General features: G+C 58.2%; 17 protein-coding genes. 10 read left to right on the forward strand and 7 right to left on the reverse strand.

Going from position 1 to position 14323, the window contains the following annotated elements; translation table 11 throughout:
• Window positions 1-10: 10 nt before the first annotated feature.
• Both BFP93_RS13830 and queF read left to right on the forward strand, forming a co-directional pair.
• Window positions 11-523 (forward strand): copper-resistant cuproprotein CopI, encoded by a 513-nt coding sequence (locus BFP93_RS13830; RefSeq protein WP_065893544.1) that lies wholly within the window; start codon window positions 11-13, stop codon window positions 521-523.
• 66 nt (window positions 524-589) lie between these two features.
• On the forward strand, window positions 590-1420 hold the full coding sequence (queF, locus tag BFP93_RS13835) for an NADPH-dependent 7-cyano-7-deazaguanine reductase QueF (RefSeq protein ID WP_065893545.1): 831 nt from the start codon (window positions 590-592) through the stop codon (window positions 1418-1420).
• Between the two features lie 138 nt (window positions 1421-1558).
• On the opposite strand, the gene BFP93_RS13840 is transcribed toward queF, so the two are convergent.
• Both BFP93_RS13840 and BFP93_RS13845 read right to left on the reverse strand, forming a co-directional pair.
• Window positions 1559-1825: a DUF4404 family protein gene (locus tag BFP93_RS13840; protein WP_065886358.1), complete on the reverse strand. Its 267-nt coding sequence runs from the start codon at window positions 1823-1825 to the stop codon at window positions 1559-1561.
• Window positions 1826-1936: 111 nt separating this feature from the next.
• Window positions 1937-2545 (reverse strand): phosphatase, encoded by a 609-nt coding sequence (locus BFP93_RS13845; protein ID WP_065893546.1) that lies wholly within the window; start codon window positions 2543-2545, stop codon window positions 1937-1939.
• Window positions 2546-2792: 247 nt separating this feature from the next.
• On the opposite strand from BFP93_RS13845, the gene BFP93_RS13850 reads away from it, so the two are divergent.
• On the forward strand, window positions 2793-3431 hold the full coding sequence (locus tag BFP93_RS13850) for an MlaA family lipoprotein (RefSeq protein ID WP_370737799.1): 639 nt from the start codon (window positions 2793-2795) through the stop codon (window positions 3429-3431).
• A 63-nt stretch (window positions 3432-3494) separates the two neighbouring features.
• Here BFP93_RS13850 and BFP93_RS13855 read toward each other — a convergent pair whose 3' ends face one another.
• The gene (locus tag BFP93_RS13855) at window positions 3495-3791 is read right to left on the reverse strand and encodes a PilZ domain-containing protein (RefSeq protein WP_065886361.1); all 297 of its coding nucleotides are present in this window, start codon (window positions 3789-3791) and stop codon (window positions 3495-3497) included.
• 276 nt (window positions 3792-4067) lie between these two features.
• Here BFP93_RS13855 and rssB point away from each other — a divergent pair, with 276 nt between their 5' ends.
• Both rssB and rssC read left to right on the forward strand, forming a co-directional pair.
• Window positions 4068-5249, forward strand: a complete 1182-nt coding sequence (gene rssB, locus BFP93_RS13860; RefSeq protein ID WP_057722957.1) for a two-component system response regulator RssB — start codon at window positions 4068-4070, stop codon at window positions 5247-5249.
• Window positions 5249-5731, forward strand: coding sequence for an anti-sigma factor antagonist RssC (gene rssC / locus BFP93_RS13865; protein WP_017848891.1), 483 nt, complete (start codon window positions 5249-5251; stop codon window positions 5729-5731). Before rssB ends, rssC begins: the two co-directional genes overlap by 1 nt.
• 196 nt (window positions 5732-5927) lie before the next feature.
• Here rssC and tal read toward each other — a convergent pair whose 3' ends face one another.
• Window positions 5928-6854, reverse strand: a complete 927-nt coding sequence (gene tal / locus BFP93_RS13870) for a transaldolase (RefSeq protein WP_065893548.1) — start codon at window positions 6852-6854, stop codon at window positions 5928-5930.
• A gap of 299 nt (window positions 6855-7153) precedes the next feature.
• On the reverse strand, window positions 7154-8140 hold the full coding sequence (dusA, locus tag BFP93_RS13875) for a tRNA dihydrouridine(20/20a) synthase DusA (protein ID WP_065893549.1): 987 nt from the start codon (window positions 8138-8140) through the stop codon (window positions 7154-7156).
• A gap of 172 nt (window positions 8141-8312) precedes the next feature.
• On the opposite strand from dusA, the gene BFP93_RS29685 reads away from it, so the two are divergent.
• Window positions 8313-8588 carry a BrnT family toxin gene (locus BFP93_RS29685; RefSeq protein ID WP_065893550.1) on the forward strand — a complete coding sequence of 92 codons (276 nt, stop codon included), beginning with the start codon at window positions 8313-8315 and terminating at the stop codon, window positions 8586-8588.
• Window positions 8566-8874 (forward strand): BrnA antitoxin family protein, encoded by a 309-nt coding sequence (locus BFP93_RS13885; protein WP_065893551.1) that lies wholly within the window; start codon window positions 8566-8568, stop codon window positions 8872-8874. Before BFP93_RS29685 ends, BFP93_RS13885 begins: the two co-directional genes overlap by 23 nt.
• 145 nt (window positions 8875-9019) lie before the next feature.
• Here BFP93_RS13885 and BFP93_RS28430 read toward each other — a convergent pair whose 3' ends face one another.
• Complete coding sequence (locus BFP93_RS28430) at window positions 9020-10093, reverse strand: hypothetical protein (RefSeq protein WP_141687973.1); 1074 nt, start codon at window positions 10091-10093, stop codon at window positions 9020-9022.
• Between the two features lie 129 nt (window positions 10094-10222).
• Here BFP93_RS28430 and BFP93_RS13895 point away from each other — a divergent pair, with 129 nt between their 5' ends.
• Both BFP93_RS13895 and BFP93_RS29260 read left to right on the forward strand, forming a co-directional pair.
• Window positions 10223-10588, forward strand: coding sequence for a DUF6124 family protein (locus BFP93_RS13895; protein ID WP_065893553.1), 366 nt, complete (start codon window positions 10223-10225; stop codon window positions 10586-10588).
• A 147-nt stretch (window positions 10589-10735) separates the two neighbouring features.
• Window positions 10736-10954, forward strand: coding sequence for a hypothetical protein (locus BFP93_RS29260; protein WP_083205664.1), 219 nt, complete (start codon window positions 10736-10738; stop codon window positions 10952-10954).
• Between the two features lie 100 nt (window positions 10955-11054).
• Here the strand turns inward: BFP93_RS29260 and BFP93_RS13900 are convergent, their stop codons facing one another.
• Entirely contained in the window at window positions 11055-12242 is a 1188-nt protein-coding gene (locus tag BFP93_RS13900) for an MFS transporter (protein ID WP_065893554.1), read from the reverse strand.
• Window positions 12243-12667: 425 nt separating this feature from the next.
• On the opposite strand from BFP93_RS13900, the gene mqo reads away from it, so the two are divergent.
• Window positions 12668-14314, forward strand: coding sequence for a malate dehydrogenase (quinone) (gene mqo / locus BFP93_RS13905; RefSeq protein ID WP_065886373.1), 1647 nt, complete (start codon window positions 12668-12670; stop codon window positions 14312-14314).
• Window positions 14315-14323 lie beyond the last annotated feature (9 nt).

The following is a 14323-nucleotide window of genomic DNA, read 5'->3' on the forward strand; positions in this document are numbered from 1 at the left end:
AGAGTGAAAGATGGCGTTGCGTACACCTTTATTTGTGGCGGGCTGCCTGTTGGCGCTGAGCGTCGATGCCATGGCCGATGCGGCCCACACCTATGCGTTCGGCCAACCCGCTGCGGCTGACAAAGCCACACGCACAGTCGAAGTGACCTTGCAGGACATGGCCTTTTCACCCAAGTCCCTCGACGTCAAGGCCGGTGAGACGGTCCGTTTTGTGTTGGTCAATAAAGGCCGGTTGCTGCATGAGTTCAACCTTGGCGACGCGGCCATGCACGCCGAACATCAGAAGGAAATGTTGCAGATGCAAGCCAGCGGCATGCTCACGGCCACCGGTATGGGCGCCATGGACCACAGTAAAATGGAGCACGGCGCGATGAAGCACGATGACCCCAACAGTGTGCTGGTCGAGCCCGGCAAAACCGCCGAGCTGACCTGGACCTTTACCAGGGCCACAGGGCTTGAGTTTGCCTGCAATCTTCCCGGCCATTACCAGGCGGGCATGGTCGGCACGCTGACCGTTGAGTAAGGCGTTCCTTAAGGGCGGGAGCAAAGGCTGGTAGACTGGCGCGGTTTATTTAGCCAGGTTTCCGCCATGCATCCCGCAGCCGAACATTCGCCGCTGGGCAAGTCCAGTGAATACATCTCCACGTACACCCCTTCGTTGCTGTTCCCGATCCCTCGCGCGGCCAAGTGGGCCGAGCTGGGCCTGAGCGCCGAGACCCTGCCCTACACGGGTGTGGATTTCTGGAACTGCTTCGAACTGTCCTGGTTGCTGCCGTCCGGTAAGCCGGTGGTGGCCATCGGTGAGTTCAGCATCCCGGCCGACTCGCCGAACATCATCGAGTCCAAGTCCTTCAAGCTGTACCTCAATTCGTTGAACCAGACCGCGTTCGCCGACACCCATGGCCTGGAAGAGACCCTGCGCAACGACCTCAGCGCCGCCGCCGGCAAGCCGGTCAGCGTGCGCATCCGCAGCCTGGCCGAAATCGAGGCGCAAGGCGTGATGGCGTTGCCGGGCGTATGCATCGATGACCTGGATATCAACGTCAGCAGCTACGAACATCCGCGCCCGGAACTGTTGCGCTGTGATGACTCGCGTGTGGTGGAAGAGAGCGTGCACAGCCACCTGCTCAAATCCAACTGCCCGGTCACCAGCCAGCCCGATTGGGGCAGTGTGGTGGTGGAGTACCGGGGTGCGGCGCTGGATCACGCCAGCCTGTTGGCGTACCTGGTGAGCTTCCGTCAGCACTCGGACTTCCACGAACAGTGCGTGGAGCGCATCTTCCTGGACCTGCAGCGCTTGCTCAAGCCGCAGAAACTGACCGTGTACGCACGGTATGTGCGCCGGGGTGGGCTGGACATCAACCCGTATCGCAGCACCGAGGATGTGGCGTTCCGGAACGTACGCCTGGCGCGCCAGTAAGCCTGCACATAAAACCCAATGTGGGAGGGGGCTTGCCCCCGATTGCAGGGTTTCAGACACAGATGCTGTGACTGACACTCCGCTATCGGGGGCAAGCCCCCTCCCACATTTTGGATCTGCGCTAGGCTCGCGGGCAGGTTAGATGCCGATGTTGCCCAAGGTGATCATGATGTTGCGCAATGTCCCGGAAATGACCGGGTGTTCAGCGTCGAACTCTATGGCCGCTTGATTCACGTCGTCGGAAATGCTGGGCGACTGGGTAGCCGGCTCCAGTTCAAGTTGCACTTCAAACTTGGCGATCAAGGCTTCCAGCGCTTCGCGTTTTTCTTCCGGCAGCGGCGGTTCCTGTTCCAGCTGCCCGCGCAGGATCTCGACCTGTTCTTCCAGTTTTTTGCGATCAGGCATGACATTCTTTCCTTTTATCGATAGGCACTGGCATAGACCGCGGCACGCCGGGAAAGGTCTATGAACTGGCCTGTAGATTAATCCACCGGCGCCCACTGTGCATGATCCTTGTCAGGGCTTCTCGCCTTTGAGGCGGCGCAGGCGGATGTCGGCCAGGCAGGTGTCGAGCTCACCGAGGTGGTCGATCACCGAGTGCACGCCTAATCCATAGAGCGCCACGGTGGCCTTGCCGCGCTTGTGCTCGCGTTCCTTTTCGCTCAGTGCCTGCCATTGCTCCGGCGCCACGCCGCACAGCGAGCCGCAGGAGGCCAGGCCGATGGTCCACAGCCCGGCGTTCAAGCCCGATTGCAGCAGGCGCGGTTCGCCGCTGACCAGCACGCAGCCGTCCAGGCGATCGATGTTCAGTTCCATCAAGGCTTGCCAGCAGGCGTGGGGCGCCGGCCAGCGGATGGTGGAGGGTGAGGCGGCCTTGATCCACGCGGGCAGGGTCGCGGCCAGTGGCGTGGTGACAGACGGCGGCAGTTCATCCAGCCAGGTGCAGGGCACGCCTTGCTCTTTCAGGCTGCGCAGGATTTTCAGCGCGCCGGGTGTGGCCTGGGAGTCGGGGGAGGGTGAGTCGCGCCGGGCCTGGGAACCGAAATCCACCAGGCAGCCACTCAGGCCAAACAACACGGCAGTCAACGCGGGGGCAGTGGCGGCGGCGATTTCGGCATGTGGCATCTGAACGTCCCTGAAATAGCTGCAACGCTATCGGGGCGGCATGACAGGTGGATGACATCGGCGCGTATTTGTAGGAATTTTGTGCAAATTATGAAAGTCGTTTCCTTGCAGCTGCCTAAATCCACACTTCCGTCATATACTGGCCGCCTTATTCAGGGCATAGCGCCCATGACAGACTATTCAAGGAGCAAAAGCTATGCGCTGGAGCCAGTACTTCGCTCAGTTGTCGGTGTGTGCCACCGTCCTAATGGCACCGTTCGCCGCCCAGGCCGCGACGGAAGATGATCCATGGGAAAGCGTCAACCGCCCGATCTTCACCTTCAACGACACCGTTGACACCTACGCCCTCAAGCCAATCGCCCAAGGCTATCAGTTCGTCACCCCGCAATTCGTGCAGGACGGCGTTCACAACTTCTTCCGCAACATCGGCGATGTCGGCAACCTGGCCAACAACGTGTTGCAGCTCAAGCCGCACAATGCTGGCGTCGACACGGCTCGCTTGCTGGTCAACACCACGTTCGGCGTGCTGGGCTTTATCGATGTCGGCACCAAAATGGGGCTGCAGCGCAGCGATGAAGACTTCGGCCAGACCCTCGGCTACTGGGGCGTCGGCAGCGGTCCCTACGTGATGATCCCGTTGATGGGCCCGAGCACCTTGCGTGATGCGCCGTCCAAATACGTGGACAGCTACACCCAACCGTACCGCTACATGAACGATATCGGCTGGCGCAACAGCACCTTTGGCCTGAATGTGGTCGACGCCCGTGCCAACCTGCTCGACAGCGAAAAGCTGATCAGCGGCGACAAGTACACCTTTATCCGTAACGCTTACCTGCAGAACCGTGAGTTCAAGGTCAAGGACGGCAAGGTTGTCGACGACTTTTAAGCTGTGACGTTTTGAAATGAAAAAGGCGACCTTTGAACAGTCGCCTTTTTTTGTGCGCGTGGATCAGCGCATTTTCAAAATCTTCAGGCCCAGCTGCTGCTCATCGCCTACGGCCTTGGCCCACACCACCTCGGTATCAGCCTCAAGACCCCTGAGTGCGGCGTGCTCCGAATCGATGCGCACGGTCAGCAAGTCACCGACGCTGAACTGGCGAGGTGCCTGCACCTGCATGCCGGAGCTGGAAAGGTCCAGGCAGACCCCTGCAATTTCCTGCCCGGCGTGGATCAAGGACACATCGGCATCCACCCGCATGCGGATGAAGTCGCGTTTTTCCGCGTAGTCGCGCTCATGTTCGCTCACAGCATCCATCCTTACTTTGGGTTGTGGTCATGAGCGTTCTTATAACTCCCGGTGATTTGCCGTGTAAAGACGTTCGGCGACCATCGGCATGAGCTTGAAACCCCTCACGGATGGGAGTACCGTCTGCGCCTTAGAAGGGCACCTCTGCTTTACGGTTGTGCATGGGGTAAATCCCAATGCTTTGTAGGACAGAGAGGCTAGAAAGCGAATCCAGTACGTGAGCCCGGCCATTGTCGAGCCACCTACGCCAACCTAATTCTGGCGCCGTTTGCCCACATGCAAAAAACCAGTGCCACGCTGCTGATAATCGATGACGACGAAGTAGTGCGCGCGAGCCTCGCGGCCTATTTGGAAGACAGTGGCTTCAGCGTCCTGCAGGCCGGCAACGGCCAACAGGGTCTCCAGGTATTCGAGCGCGACCAGCCCGACCTCGTGATCTGCGACCTGCGCATGCCCCAGATGGGCGGCCTCGAACTGATTCGCCAGGTGACCGAGCGTGCTCCGCAGACACCGGTGATTGTCGTGTCCGGTGCCGGGGTCATGAATGACGCCGTTGAAGCCTTGCGCCTGGGCGCCGCCGATTACCTGATCAAGCCCCTGGAAGACCTGGCGGTGCTGGAACACTCGGTGCGTCGCGCCCTGGACCGTGCCCGCCTGCTCCAGGAAAACCAGCGCTACCGCGAAAAGCTCGAAACTGCCAACCGCGAGCTCGAAGCCAGCCTGAACCTGCTCCAGGAAGACCAGAACGCCGGTCGCCAGGTGCAGATGAACATGCTGCCGGTGAGCCCCTGGACCATCGACGATTTCCAGTTCGCGCACCAGATCATCCCGTCGTTGTACCTGTCGGGGGATTTTGTCGACTATTTCCGTGTGGATGAGCGGCGCGTGGCGTTCTACCTGGCCGATGTGTCCGGCCACGGTGCATCTTCTGCGTTTGTCACCGTGTTGTTGAAGTTCATGACCACGCGGTTGTTGTTCGAATCCAAGCGCAATGGCACCTTGCCGGAGTTTACCCCCTCCGAGGTGCTGGGCCACATCAATCGGGGCCTGATCAGCTGCAAGCTGGGCAAGCACGTGACGATGGTTGGCGGCGTGATCGATGAAGAAACCGGTCTTTTGACCTACAGCATTGGCGGTCACCTGCCGATGCCTGTTCTGTACACTCCTGACAGTGTGCGTTACCTCGAAGGGCGTGGCCTGCCGGTGGGCTTGTTCAATGAAGCCACCTATGAAGACCACATCCTGGAACTGCCGCCGACCTTCAGCCTGACGCTGATGTCCGACGGCATCCTGGACCTTCTTCCAGAGCCTACACTTAAAGAGAAAGAAGCCGCCTTGCCCCAAAAGGTCAAGTCGGCGGGCGGCAGCCTGGATGGTCTGCGGCAGGTTTTTGGATTGGCCACGCTAGGGGAGATGCCGGATGATATCGCCCTATTGGTGTTGAGCAGGAATCTTTGATGAGTACCGGAAGAATCCAATTCGCCGAGCAAGACGGGACCTTCGTCCTGAAGTTTGTCGGTGAAGTGCGCCTGACCCTGTGTTCGGCGCTGGATGCGACGATCGAGCGGATCTTCACAGCGCTGAACTTCTCGGCGATCGTGATCGATCTGACCGAAACCCGCAGCATCGACAGCACCACCCTGGGCCTGTTGGCCAAATTGTCCATTCTGTCGCGGCAGAAGGTCGGCCTGTTGCCGACGGTGGTCACCACCCACGAAGACATCACCCGTCTGCTGCAGTCCATGGGTTTTGATCAGGTGTTCAATATCGTTGACCGCCCGATCCCCTGCCCGGAATGCCTGACCGACCTGCCGTCGCAGGACCAGTCCGAGGAAATCGTGCGGATCAAGGTGCTTGAAGCACACAAGATCCTGATGGGCCTGAACGAGTCCAACCGCGAAGCCTTCCACGACCTCGTTAACGCTCTCGAGCGCCACTGATCCCCAATTGAAATGCGCTCAAATGTGGGAGGGGGCTTGCCCCCGATAGCGGTGTGTCAGTCAGTAAATACACAACTGACCCACCGCCATCGGGGGCAAGCCCCCTCCCACATTTAATCTGCGACTGGCTTGAGACTGGCTTTCACAAAAAAGGGCGGCACCCGCGAGAGTGCCGCCCTTTTTGTCGCCGTCCGTCTTACAACTTGGCAGTCAACAACGCTTCAAGCTTCTCCTGATCCCGAGCAAACTGACGAATCCCCTCTGCCAGCTTCTCAGTCGCCATCGCATCCTCGTTGGACTCCCAACGGAACTGCGCTTCAGTCATATGCACCCGCGCTTCACCGGCATGGCCCGGCGACAACTTGCGCTCCAGCTTGCCTTCATCCGCCGCCAGCTTCTCCAGCAGGTCCGGGCTGATGGTCAGACGATCACACCCGGCCAGCTCCTCGATCTGGCTCAGGTTACGGAAGCTCGCACCCATCACCACCGTCTTGTAGCCGTTGGCCTTGTAGTAGTTGTAGATGCGCGTCACCGACTGCACGCCCGGGTCATCGGAACCGGTGTAGTCGTTGCCGTTGGCCTTCTTGTACCAATCGTAGATACGGCCCACGAACGGCGAAATCAGGAACACACCCGCTTCAGCGCAGGCCACGGCCTGGGCGAAGGAGAACAGCAGGGTCAGGTTGGTCTGGATGCCTTCTTTTTCCAGCTTCTCGGCGGCGCGGATGCCTTCCCAGGTGGAAGCGATCTTGATCAGCACACGGTCACGGCCAACGCCGGCTTTGTCGTACAGATCAATCAGACGGTGCGCACGCTTGAGAATCGCGTCTTCGTCGAACGACAGACGGGCATCCACCTCAGTGGAAATACGGCCCGGTACGACTTTGAGAATCTCTTGACCCACCGCCACGGCAAAGCGGTCACTGGCCAGGCCAACGTCGCCGTTGCAGTCCTGCACACACTCATCCAGCAGCTTGGCATAGCCTGCGATCGACGCAGCCTTGAGCAACAGGGAAGGGTTGGTGGTCGCATCTTGCGGCTTGAGCTTGGCGAGGGTAGAAAAATCGCCGGTATCGGCTACGACTGTGGTGAATTGCTTGAGTTGTTCCAGCTTGGAAGTCATGGGCGTGCTCTGTCCTGTGGGTCTGATGACATTACCCGAGCGCTGGCAGGCGCTCAAGGGCGCAAATGCGTTCGGTCGTTTGCGCGGGGCAACAACCTGAAAACAGCCGTTAAATACCGGCCGTACTGCTCAATAGGAGGCCAGAATCGATGGCAGGTTCAACCCAACTGCCCGATAGCGCCTCCACAGCCACCGATACCTCCCCTGACACACACGGCACCCAATGTGGGAGGGGGCTTGCCCCCGATAGCAATATATCCGTCAACCCAAAACTACCTGACCCCCTGCAAGCCAACCAGTCACCGCCCCTCCAACAATTCCCCCGCCTGATCCAACAACGCCAACGGATCCGCCGCCTTATGAATATCCACCGACAACAACTGCCTGAACTTGCGCGCCCCCGGGAAACCGGTGCCCAGCCCCAACACATGCCGAGTAATGTGATGCATCGTCCCACCACTGGCCAAATGCTCCGCGATATAAGGCCGCAACTGCGCCAACGCCTCCGCCCGGCTGATCACCGGCGCCTCGCTACCAAACAACCGCTGATCCACCTCCGCCAGCAGATACGGATTGTGATAAGCCTCCCGCCCCAGCATCACCCCATCAAACGTCTGCAAATGCTCCTCGCATTGCTCCAGCGTCTTGATGCCGCCATTGAGATTGATCTCCAACGCCGGGAAGTCCCGCTTCAACTGCGCCGCAATGTCATAACGCAACGGCGGAATGTCGCGGTTCTCCTTGGGCGACAACCCTTCCAGAATCGCAATGCGCGCATGCACGGTAAAACTGGTACAACCGGCGTCCTTCACCGTCCCGACGAAATCACACAACTCGGCATAACTGTCCCGCCCATTGATGCCGATACGGTGCTTCACCGTCACCGGAATCGACACCGCATCGCGCATCGCCTTCACACAGTCCGCCACCAGGGCAGGGTGCGCCATGAGGATTGCGCCGATCATGTTGTTCTGCACCCGATCACTGGGGCAGCCGACGTTCAGGTTCACTTCGTCATAACCGGCGGCTTCGGCCATACGGGCACAGGCGGCCAAATCAGCCGGAACACTGCCGCCCAATTGCAGCGCCAGCGGGTGCTCGGCTTCGTTGTGGCGCAGGAAGCGCTCGTGGTCGCCATGGAGGATCGCGCCGGTGGTGACCATTTCGGTGTAGAGCAGGGCGTGTTTGGAGAGCAGGCGTAGGAAGAACCGGCAGTGACGGTCGGTCCAATCCATCATGGGGGCGACGGAGAAGCGGCGGGAGAGGGGAGCGGTTTGTAGGGGCATTGGGGATCTGAGCTAGCGTGCGGAAAGGCGAGCAGTTTATCAGGGATGCTTGTCAGGTACTCGGCGGGTTCTCACGGCTAGTTACTTAATCTCCAGTGACACCTAGAGCACATGCCGGCTAGGGTTTCGACGTAAACCTTGTGTTGGCTATTTATTGTGGCTACGATAATTTATGCAGATTACCTATGATCCAGCCAAAGACGCTCGCAACGTTTCAGAGCGTAGTCTCCCATTTGCGCTGGTGCGAGACTTTGAGTGGTCCACGGCCTTGATCCTGCAGGATGATCGATTTGACTACGGCGAGTGTCGTTATCGGGCGATGGGGTACATAGGGGGTCGGCTGCATGTCGTAGTGTTTACCCCACGGGGTGACGCGGTCCACGTTATCAGCTTTCGTAAAGCCAACAAACGGGAGGTCAAAAATTATGACCAAGAAACCCAGTCCTGAAATGGTCGATACGGCAAACCCCGAATGGTCGGCCGAGGATTTTGCCAAGGCCAAACCAGCCAGCGAAGTGCTTGTTGGGTTGTTTGGCAACGCTCAGGCGAAGGAAATGCTCAAGCCAAAGCGTGGCCGACCAAAGTCGGAAGCGACTAAAGAACACGTGAATGTTCGTTTTGATGCTGAGGTGCTGGAGAAATTCAGGGCTTCTGGGCCGGGCTGGCAAACGCGAATGAACGCAGCCTTGGCTGATTGGCTCAAGACGCATACGCCAGATGAGCTGAAGGCGTAGTAGCCAGAGATCGTTCCCAAAACAATTAGCCGCCGGTAAGGCGGCTTTTTTTGCATACTAATAAGTTCTCGACGAGCTGTAAATATATTTGTTCCGTTTCTGCTCTTGTTTGATATTGCCTAAGAGAAAGGTGGTAAGTGATATTTTAATTTCGCTGAAAGGCATAATCTTTGAGGTTGTCAAGTGATTTAAACAGCTCATCAGCTTTTTTATTGGTGTGGTGCTTTTTTATGTCTTCAACTATTAGTTCTGCATAGTCGCCCGCCTTTACATCGGTATCTGTGGAGACATGATATGTCATATTGCCTGTTTCAGATGTTATAAGGGTTATTAAATCTGCTGAGTCAAGGCATCGGATAAATGAGTTGAGAACAGCTGCATTTCCAAATTCTAAAATTTCACATACCTTCTGAACATCCAAGATTTTATCTTGCTCGGCATGAAGAATGCACGCGTAGGTAATGAAGTTTTCAGCGTCTCCCGATCTTGACACGAACATGGTTAAGTTCCATTGATTAGCTTGTCCGGGAGGGGCCGCCACCTGTTCCTGTTTTTCAACGCTGTCAGCAACTTGGTTGAATCTTGCCTCGAGTTGGCTGAACTTACTTGGAATACCCTCCATTAGTGCGCGCATTGCAATGTTTTTGCTGTCCATGTCTTTTAATAAAACATGAAAGTTTTGGAGGTTACCTGTTATCTCCCTTGAGACCTCTTCGAATGCTTGAGCGCTTTTCGCACCAGCTACAATTAATTCTCCTGAGTTTTGGTGGTGCTCGGCAATTTTCTCGCCCACTTTTCCCACGTCTTTAGATACTTCACTTACGCTTCCGAGACTGTTGGGCATATTGCTGTTTGATATAAATGAATGGAAAATGGGTACTACACCCAGTAGTAACGAAGTCATGGTTGCGGCGTTGCTCAAATATTGTGTGAAATCGCCTCTTTCAGTCCATCTGTCTGTCATTAAAAATACTGATATTGAGAGGAGAATCAAAATCACGTATCGATAGTGGATGCTGGGTAGATTGTTTTTTCTTCCATGAGTCACCGGATTAATTTGTGCGGAAAATTTGATGTCATTTTGATATCTTCCCCCATTGTTTTGGCAATTCGAGAAGCTTGTGGTGATTAATAGCGATTTAATCCCACTAATGGTGAATTTAGGAGGAGCACTAAGCTTCGTTGCGAACTGGTTGGTTGCTTTTAGGATTTTTCCCACCTAGTTATCGGCTTGCTCGTCAGACCTCTCATAGCTAACCTCCTCGAGCCGCTGCAAACCCAGCGGCCGGAGGTGGAAGTCCGAACTGCTAAGGCGTTTTAACTCCCATAAATATTTGGAGCTTCGCCCATGCACTACAACACACGCAGTTCTTCACTTGATCAAAGCGCATCTTCCGCCGATCCCAAGCTTCAAGCCGCAGCCCAGCGAGCAATCAGCCATCACTTGCCCCCATCCGACGACGCTGCCTCCACCGAACATCCAAGCAATAACCTCTTTCTCGTCAACCCAACCCTCGACCCCGAAACCCTCCTGGCCAACGCCGCCGAAAACCTAGCATCCGCCAACGAAATGGCCGCCACCCTGGCGTTCGATCTCGACGACTCCCAACGCGCCATCGCCCTGGGCATTCAGCAGTTGATCGAGTTGAGTTCGCTACTCGTTGACCGAGCCCAGGAGCAAGTTGCGCCTGTTAGCAAACCAGTCAAAGCCTGACAACCAACCCCGCCGCCTTACGCCAAGGCGGCAACCTGAACCCATCCTGTCCCCCTGGCAAAGTTTCATAATTCCCCGCGCCGTTGAGGTCTACGATTCCCTGCAAGCGAGGACCCCCGCGCCTCCAGCTCACAGGGAACTGCAACCATGATCTCAAACCTCGTAAAAGTCGCAATGATCACCGGCACGTTGCTGTTGAGCGCTTGTTCATCTTCATCCGCCGTGAGCAGTGACCCGTGCTTTTCAGGTGGATGCCAGGCGTTTGGGGACCACAGCCCCAGCAAAGCCGCCAGGATGAATTTTGGTGGCAGCGGGCTGGGGAGTAGTTATGGGGAGTATGGGTCGGGGTTGTTGCATGATGATTGATGGGGTGGTGGGTCAGTCAGTGGTGTGTTGACTGACCCATTGCTATCGGGGGCAAGCCCCCTCCCACATTGGAACTGTGATCGGCGCAAAATCGGCGGCGTTAGTTGCCGCCCTTCATACGACGGGCGATGAGGTAGAGGCCCAGGCCGATGAGGGCTGTTACCGCGCCGATGTAGCCGGTGCTTGTCCAGCCGAGCCCGGCCGTAATCGCTATGCCGCCAAGCCAGGGGCCCAGCGCGTTCGCCAGGTTGAACGCCGCGTGGTTGGAGGCCGCCGCCAAACTTGGGGCTTCGTGGGCGATGTCCATCAGGCGGATTTGCAGCGGCGCAGCCATGGCGATCATGGTGCCGACCAGGCCGATGCCCAGCAGTACGCTCCACAGTGAGCTGGCAGCGAAGGTGAAGAAAATCAGCACGGCCATCGACCACACCATGATCCAACCCACGGCCCGAAATTGCAGGCGATCAAACAGCTTGCCGCCGGCAATGTTGCCGATGATGCCGCCCACGCCAAAGGCTGCCAGGCCAAACGGAATCCACTGCGGCGACACTTTGGTCACTTCCAGCATGGTCGGCGCCAGGTAGCTGAATACGCAGAACATGCCGGCGAAGCCGATCGCGCCGATGGACAGGGCCATCCAGACTTGAGGTTTGGTGAAGGCGCGCAGTTCTTTGCGCGGGTCGCTGCGTTCTTCGTCGTGGCGGTGGGGCACGAATTGCCAGACCAGGGCGATGGTGAGCAGGGCGATCACGCTGACCAGGGCGAACGCCGAGCGCCAGCCCAGGTGCTGGCCGAGGAAGGTGGCGATGGGGTTGCCCAGCAGCATGGCCAGGGTCAGGCCCATCATGACGCGGGCCACCGCGCCGGCGCGTTTGTCGGTGGGCACCATGCTGGAGGCGACCACGGCGGCGATGCCGAAGTAGGCGCCGTGGGGCAGGCCGCTGATAAAGCGGAAGGCCACCAGCGAGCCGAAGGTGGGGGTGAAGGCGGTGGCGAAGTTGCCCAGGGCGTAGAGGCCCATCAGCAACAGCAGCATGTGTTTGCGCAGCAGCTTGGCGCCGAGGATGGCCAGCAGCGGGGCGCCGACCATCACGCCGAGGGCGTAGGCGCTGATGGCGTGGCCGACTTGCGGTTCGCTCAAGCCCAGGTTCTGGGCGATGTCGGGCATCAGGCCCATGATGGCGAATTCGCCGGTGCCGATGGCGAACGCGCCCACGGCCATCGCCGCTTCCATTTTGGCGGCGCTGCGCGCGGGCAGCAGGTGCCCGGGTGTTTGCTGGATAGACATGGATCGCTCTGTTTGGATGAGGTGCACGAAAGACAATCGCCGATGCTACGCAGGCGACTGTGAAGGTGTCTAGAACAGCCTCGAGCGCGAGAGTTCCGGGCCTGTGACCCCAGGTCGCGGCTGGCAGTCTTGACACGTGCGCAATAAAAGCCGCGATTTAGCGGTGTCAATCGGCCAAACGGCGCATAAACGCTGTTTGGCGTGATATTCTGCGCGCCGTCCTGGTCTAGGCTTTCCTTGGTGCGTACACCCGTATACGTCCCAGCGATTGGCTGTCGCCCAGGTAGCTGAAGCCAATAATGATAAGAAGTCAGCGCAGAAGGGACATAACAGTGAGGTCGATCCATCGGCCTTGTGTGCCCACCCTGCAGCCTTGAACAATCAGGGGCGGTGGGGCGGATGGCGTTTTATCATAGGTGCTACTGATGTTTAAAAAAGTAAACACTGCCCTGCTGGGGCTGGCTTTGTCGATGGGGATCACGTCCGTTCACGCGGAAGAGGCAAAGAAAGTCGATGTGCTGCTGATCGGCGGCGGCATCATGAGTGCGACCCTGGGTGTCTGGCTCAATGAGCTGGAACCGGACTGGTCGATGGAGATGGTCGAGCGCCTCGATGGCGTGGCCGAAGAAAGCTCCAACGGCTGGAACAACGCCGGTACCGGTCACTCGGCCCTGGCCGAGCTGAACTACACCCCGGAAGACAAGAACGGCAACGTTGAGATCCCTAAAGCGGTCGAGATCAACGAAGCGTTCCAGATCTCCCGTCAGTTCTGGTCCTGGCAGGTCCAGCAAGGCGTGTTGAAGAACCCGCGTTCGTTCATCAACTCCACACCGCACATGAGCTTTGTGTGGGGCGATGACAACATCAAGTTCCTGAAAAAACGTTACGAAGCGCTGAAGGCGAGCCCGCTGTTCGCCGGCATGCAGTACTCCGAAGACCCGGCGCAGATCGCCAAGTGGGTCCCGCTGATGATGGAAGGGCGTGACCCCAACCAGAAAATCGCGGCCACCTGGAGCCCGATCGGCACCGACGTGAACTTTGGCGAAATCACCCGCCAGTTCGTTGCCCACCTGCAAACCACCCCCAAGTTCGACCTGAAACTGTCGAGCGAAGTGCAGGACATCACCCGCAACGACGACGGTTCGTGGCGTGTGAGCTACAAAAACCTCAAAGACGGCACCAAGACTGAAACCGACGCCAAGTTCGTGTTCATCGGCGCCGGCGGCGGTGCCCTGCACCTGCTGCAAAAGTCGGGCATTCCTGAAGCCAAGGAATACGCCGGCTTCCCGGTTGGCGGCTCGTTCCTGGTGACCGATAACCCAACCGTCGCCGAGCAGCACCTGGCCAAGGCCTACGGCAAGGCTTCGGTAGGCTCGCCACCGATGTCGGTTCCGCACCTGGACACCCGCGTGCTGGACGGCAAGCGCGTGATCCTGTTTGGCCCATTCGCCACCTTCTCGACCAAGTTCCTCAAGGAAGGCTCGTACCTGGATCTGCTGACCAGTACCACTACTCACAACATCTGGCCGATGACCAAGGTCGGTATTCGTGAATACCCGCTGGTCGAGTACCTCGCCGGCCAACTGATGCTGTCCGATGACGACCGCTTCAAGGCGCTGCAGGAATACTTCCCGAACGCCAAGCAGTCCGACTGGCGCCTGTGGCAAGCCGGCCAGCGTGTGCAGATCATCAAGCGTGACGAAGAGCAGGGCGGCGTGCTGAAACTCGGTACCGAAGTGGTCAGCTCCGCCGACAACTCCATTGCCGGCCTGTTGGGTGCATCGCCAGGCGCGTCGACCGCAGCGCCGATCATGCTGACCGTGCTGCAAAAAGTCTTCAAGGACAAGGTAGCAAGCCCGGCCTGGCAGGAAAAACTGCACCAGATCGTGCCAAGCTACGGCACCAAGCTGAACGAAAGCCCTGAAGCGGTTGCCAAGGAATGGGCCTACACGGCCGGTGTGCTGCAACTGACGCCACCGCCAGCGATCCCGCAACTGGCTGCTCCACAGGCCACCGAGGCTGCCAAGCCTGCGGCTGAGCCGAGCAAGCCGGCGTCTGATCTTGCGCTGTAAGTAAGGCTT

This window comes from Pseudomonas sp. 44 R 15 (genome assembly GCF_900004965.1).
GTDB classification, from domain to species: Bacteria; Pseudomonadota; Gammaproteobacteria; order Pseudomonadales; family Pseudomonadaceae; genus Aquipseudomonas; species Aquipseudomonas orientalis_A.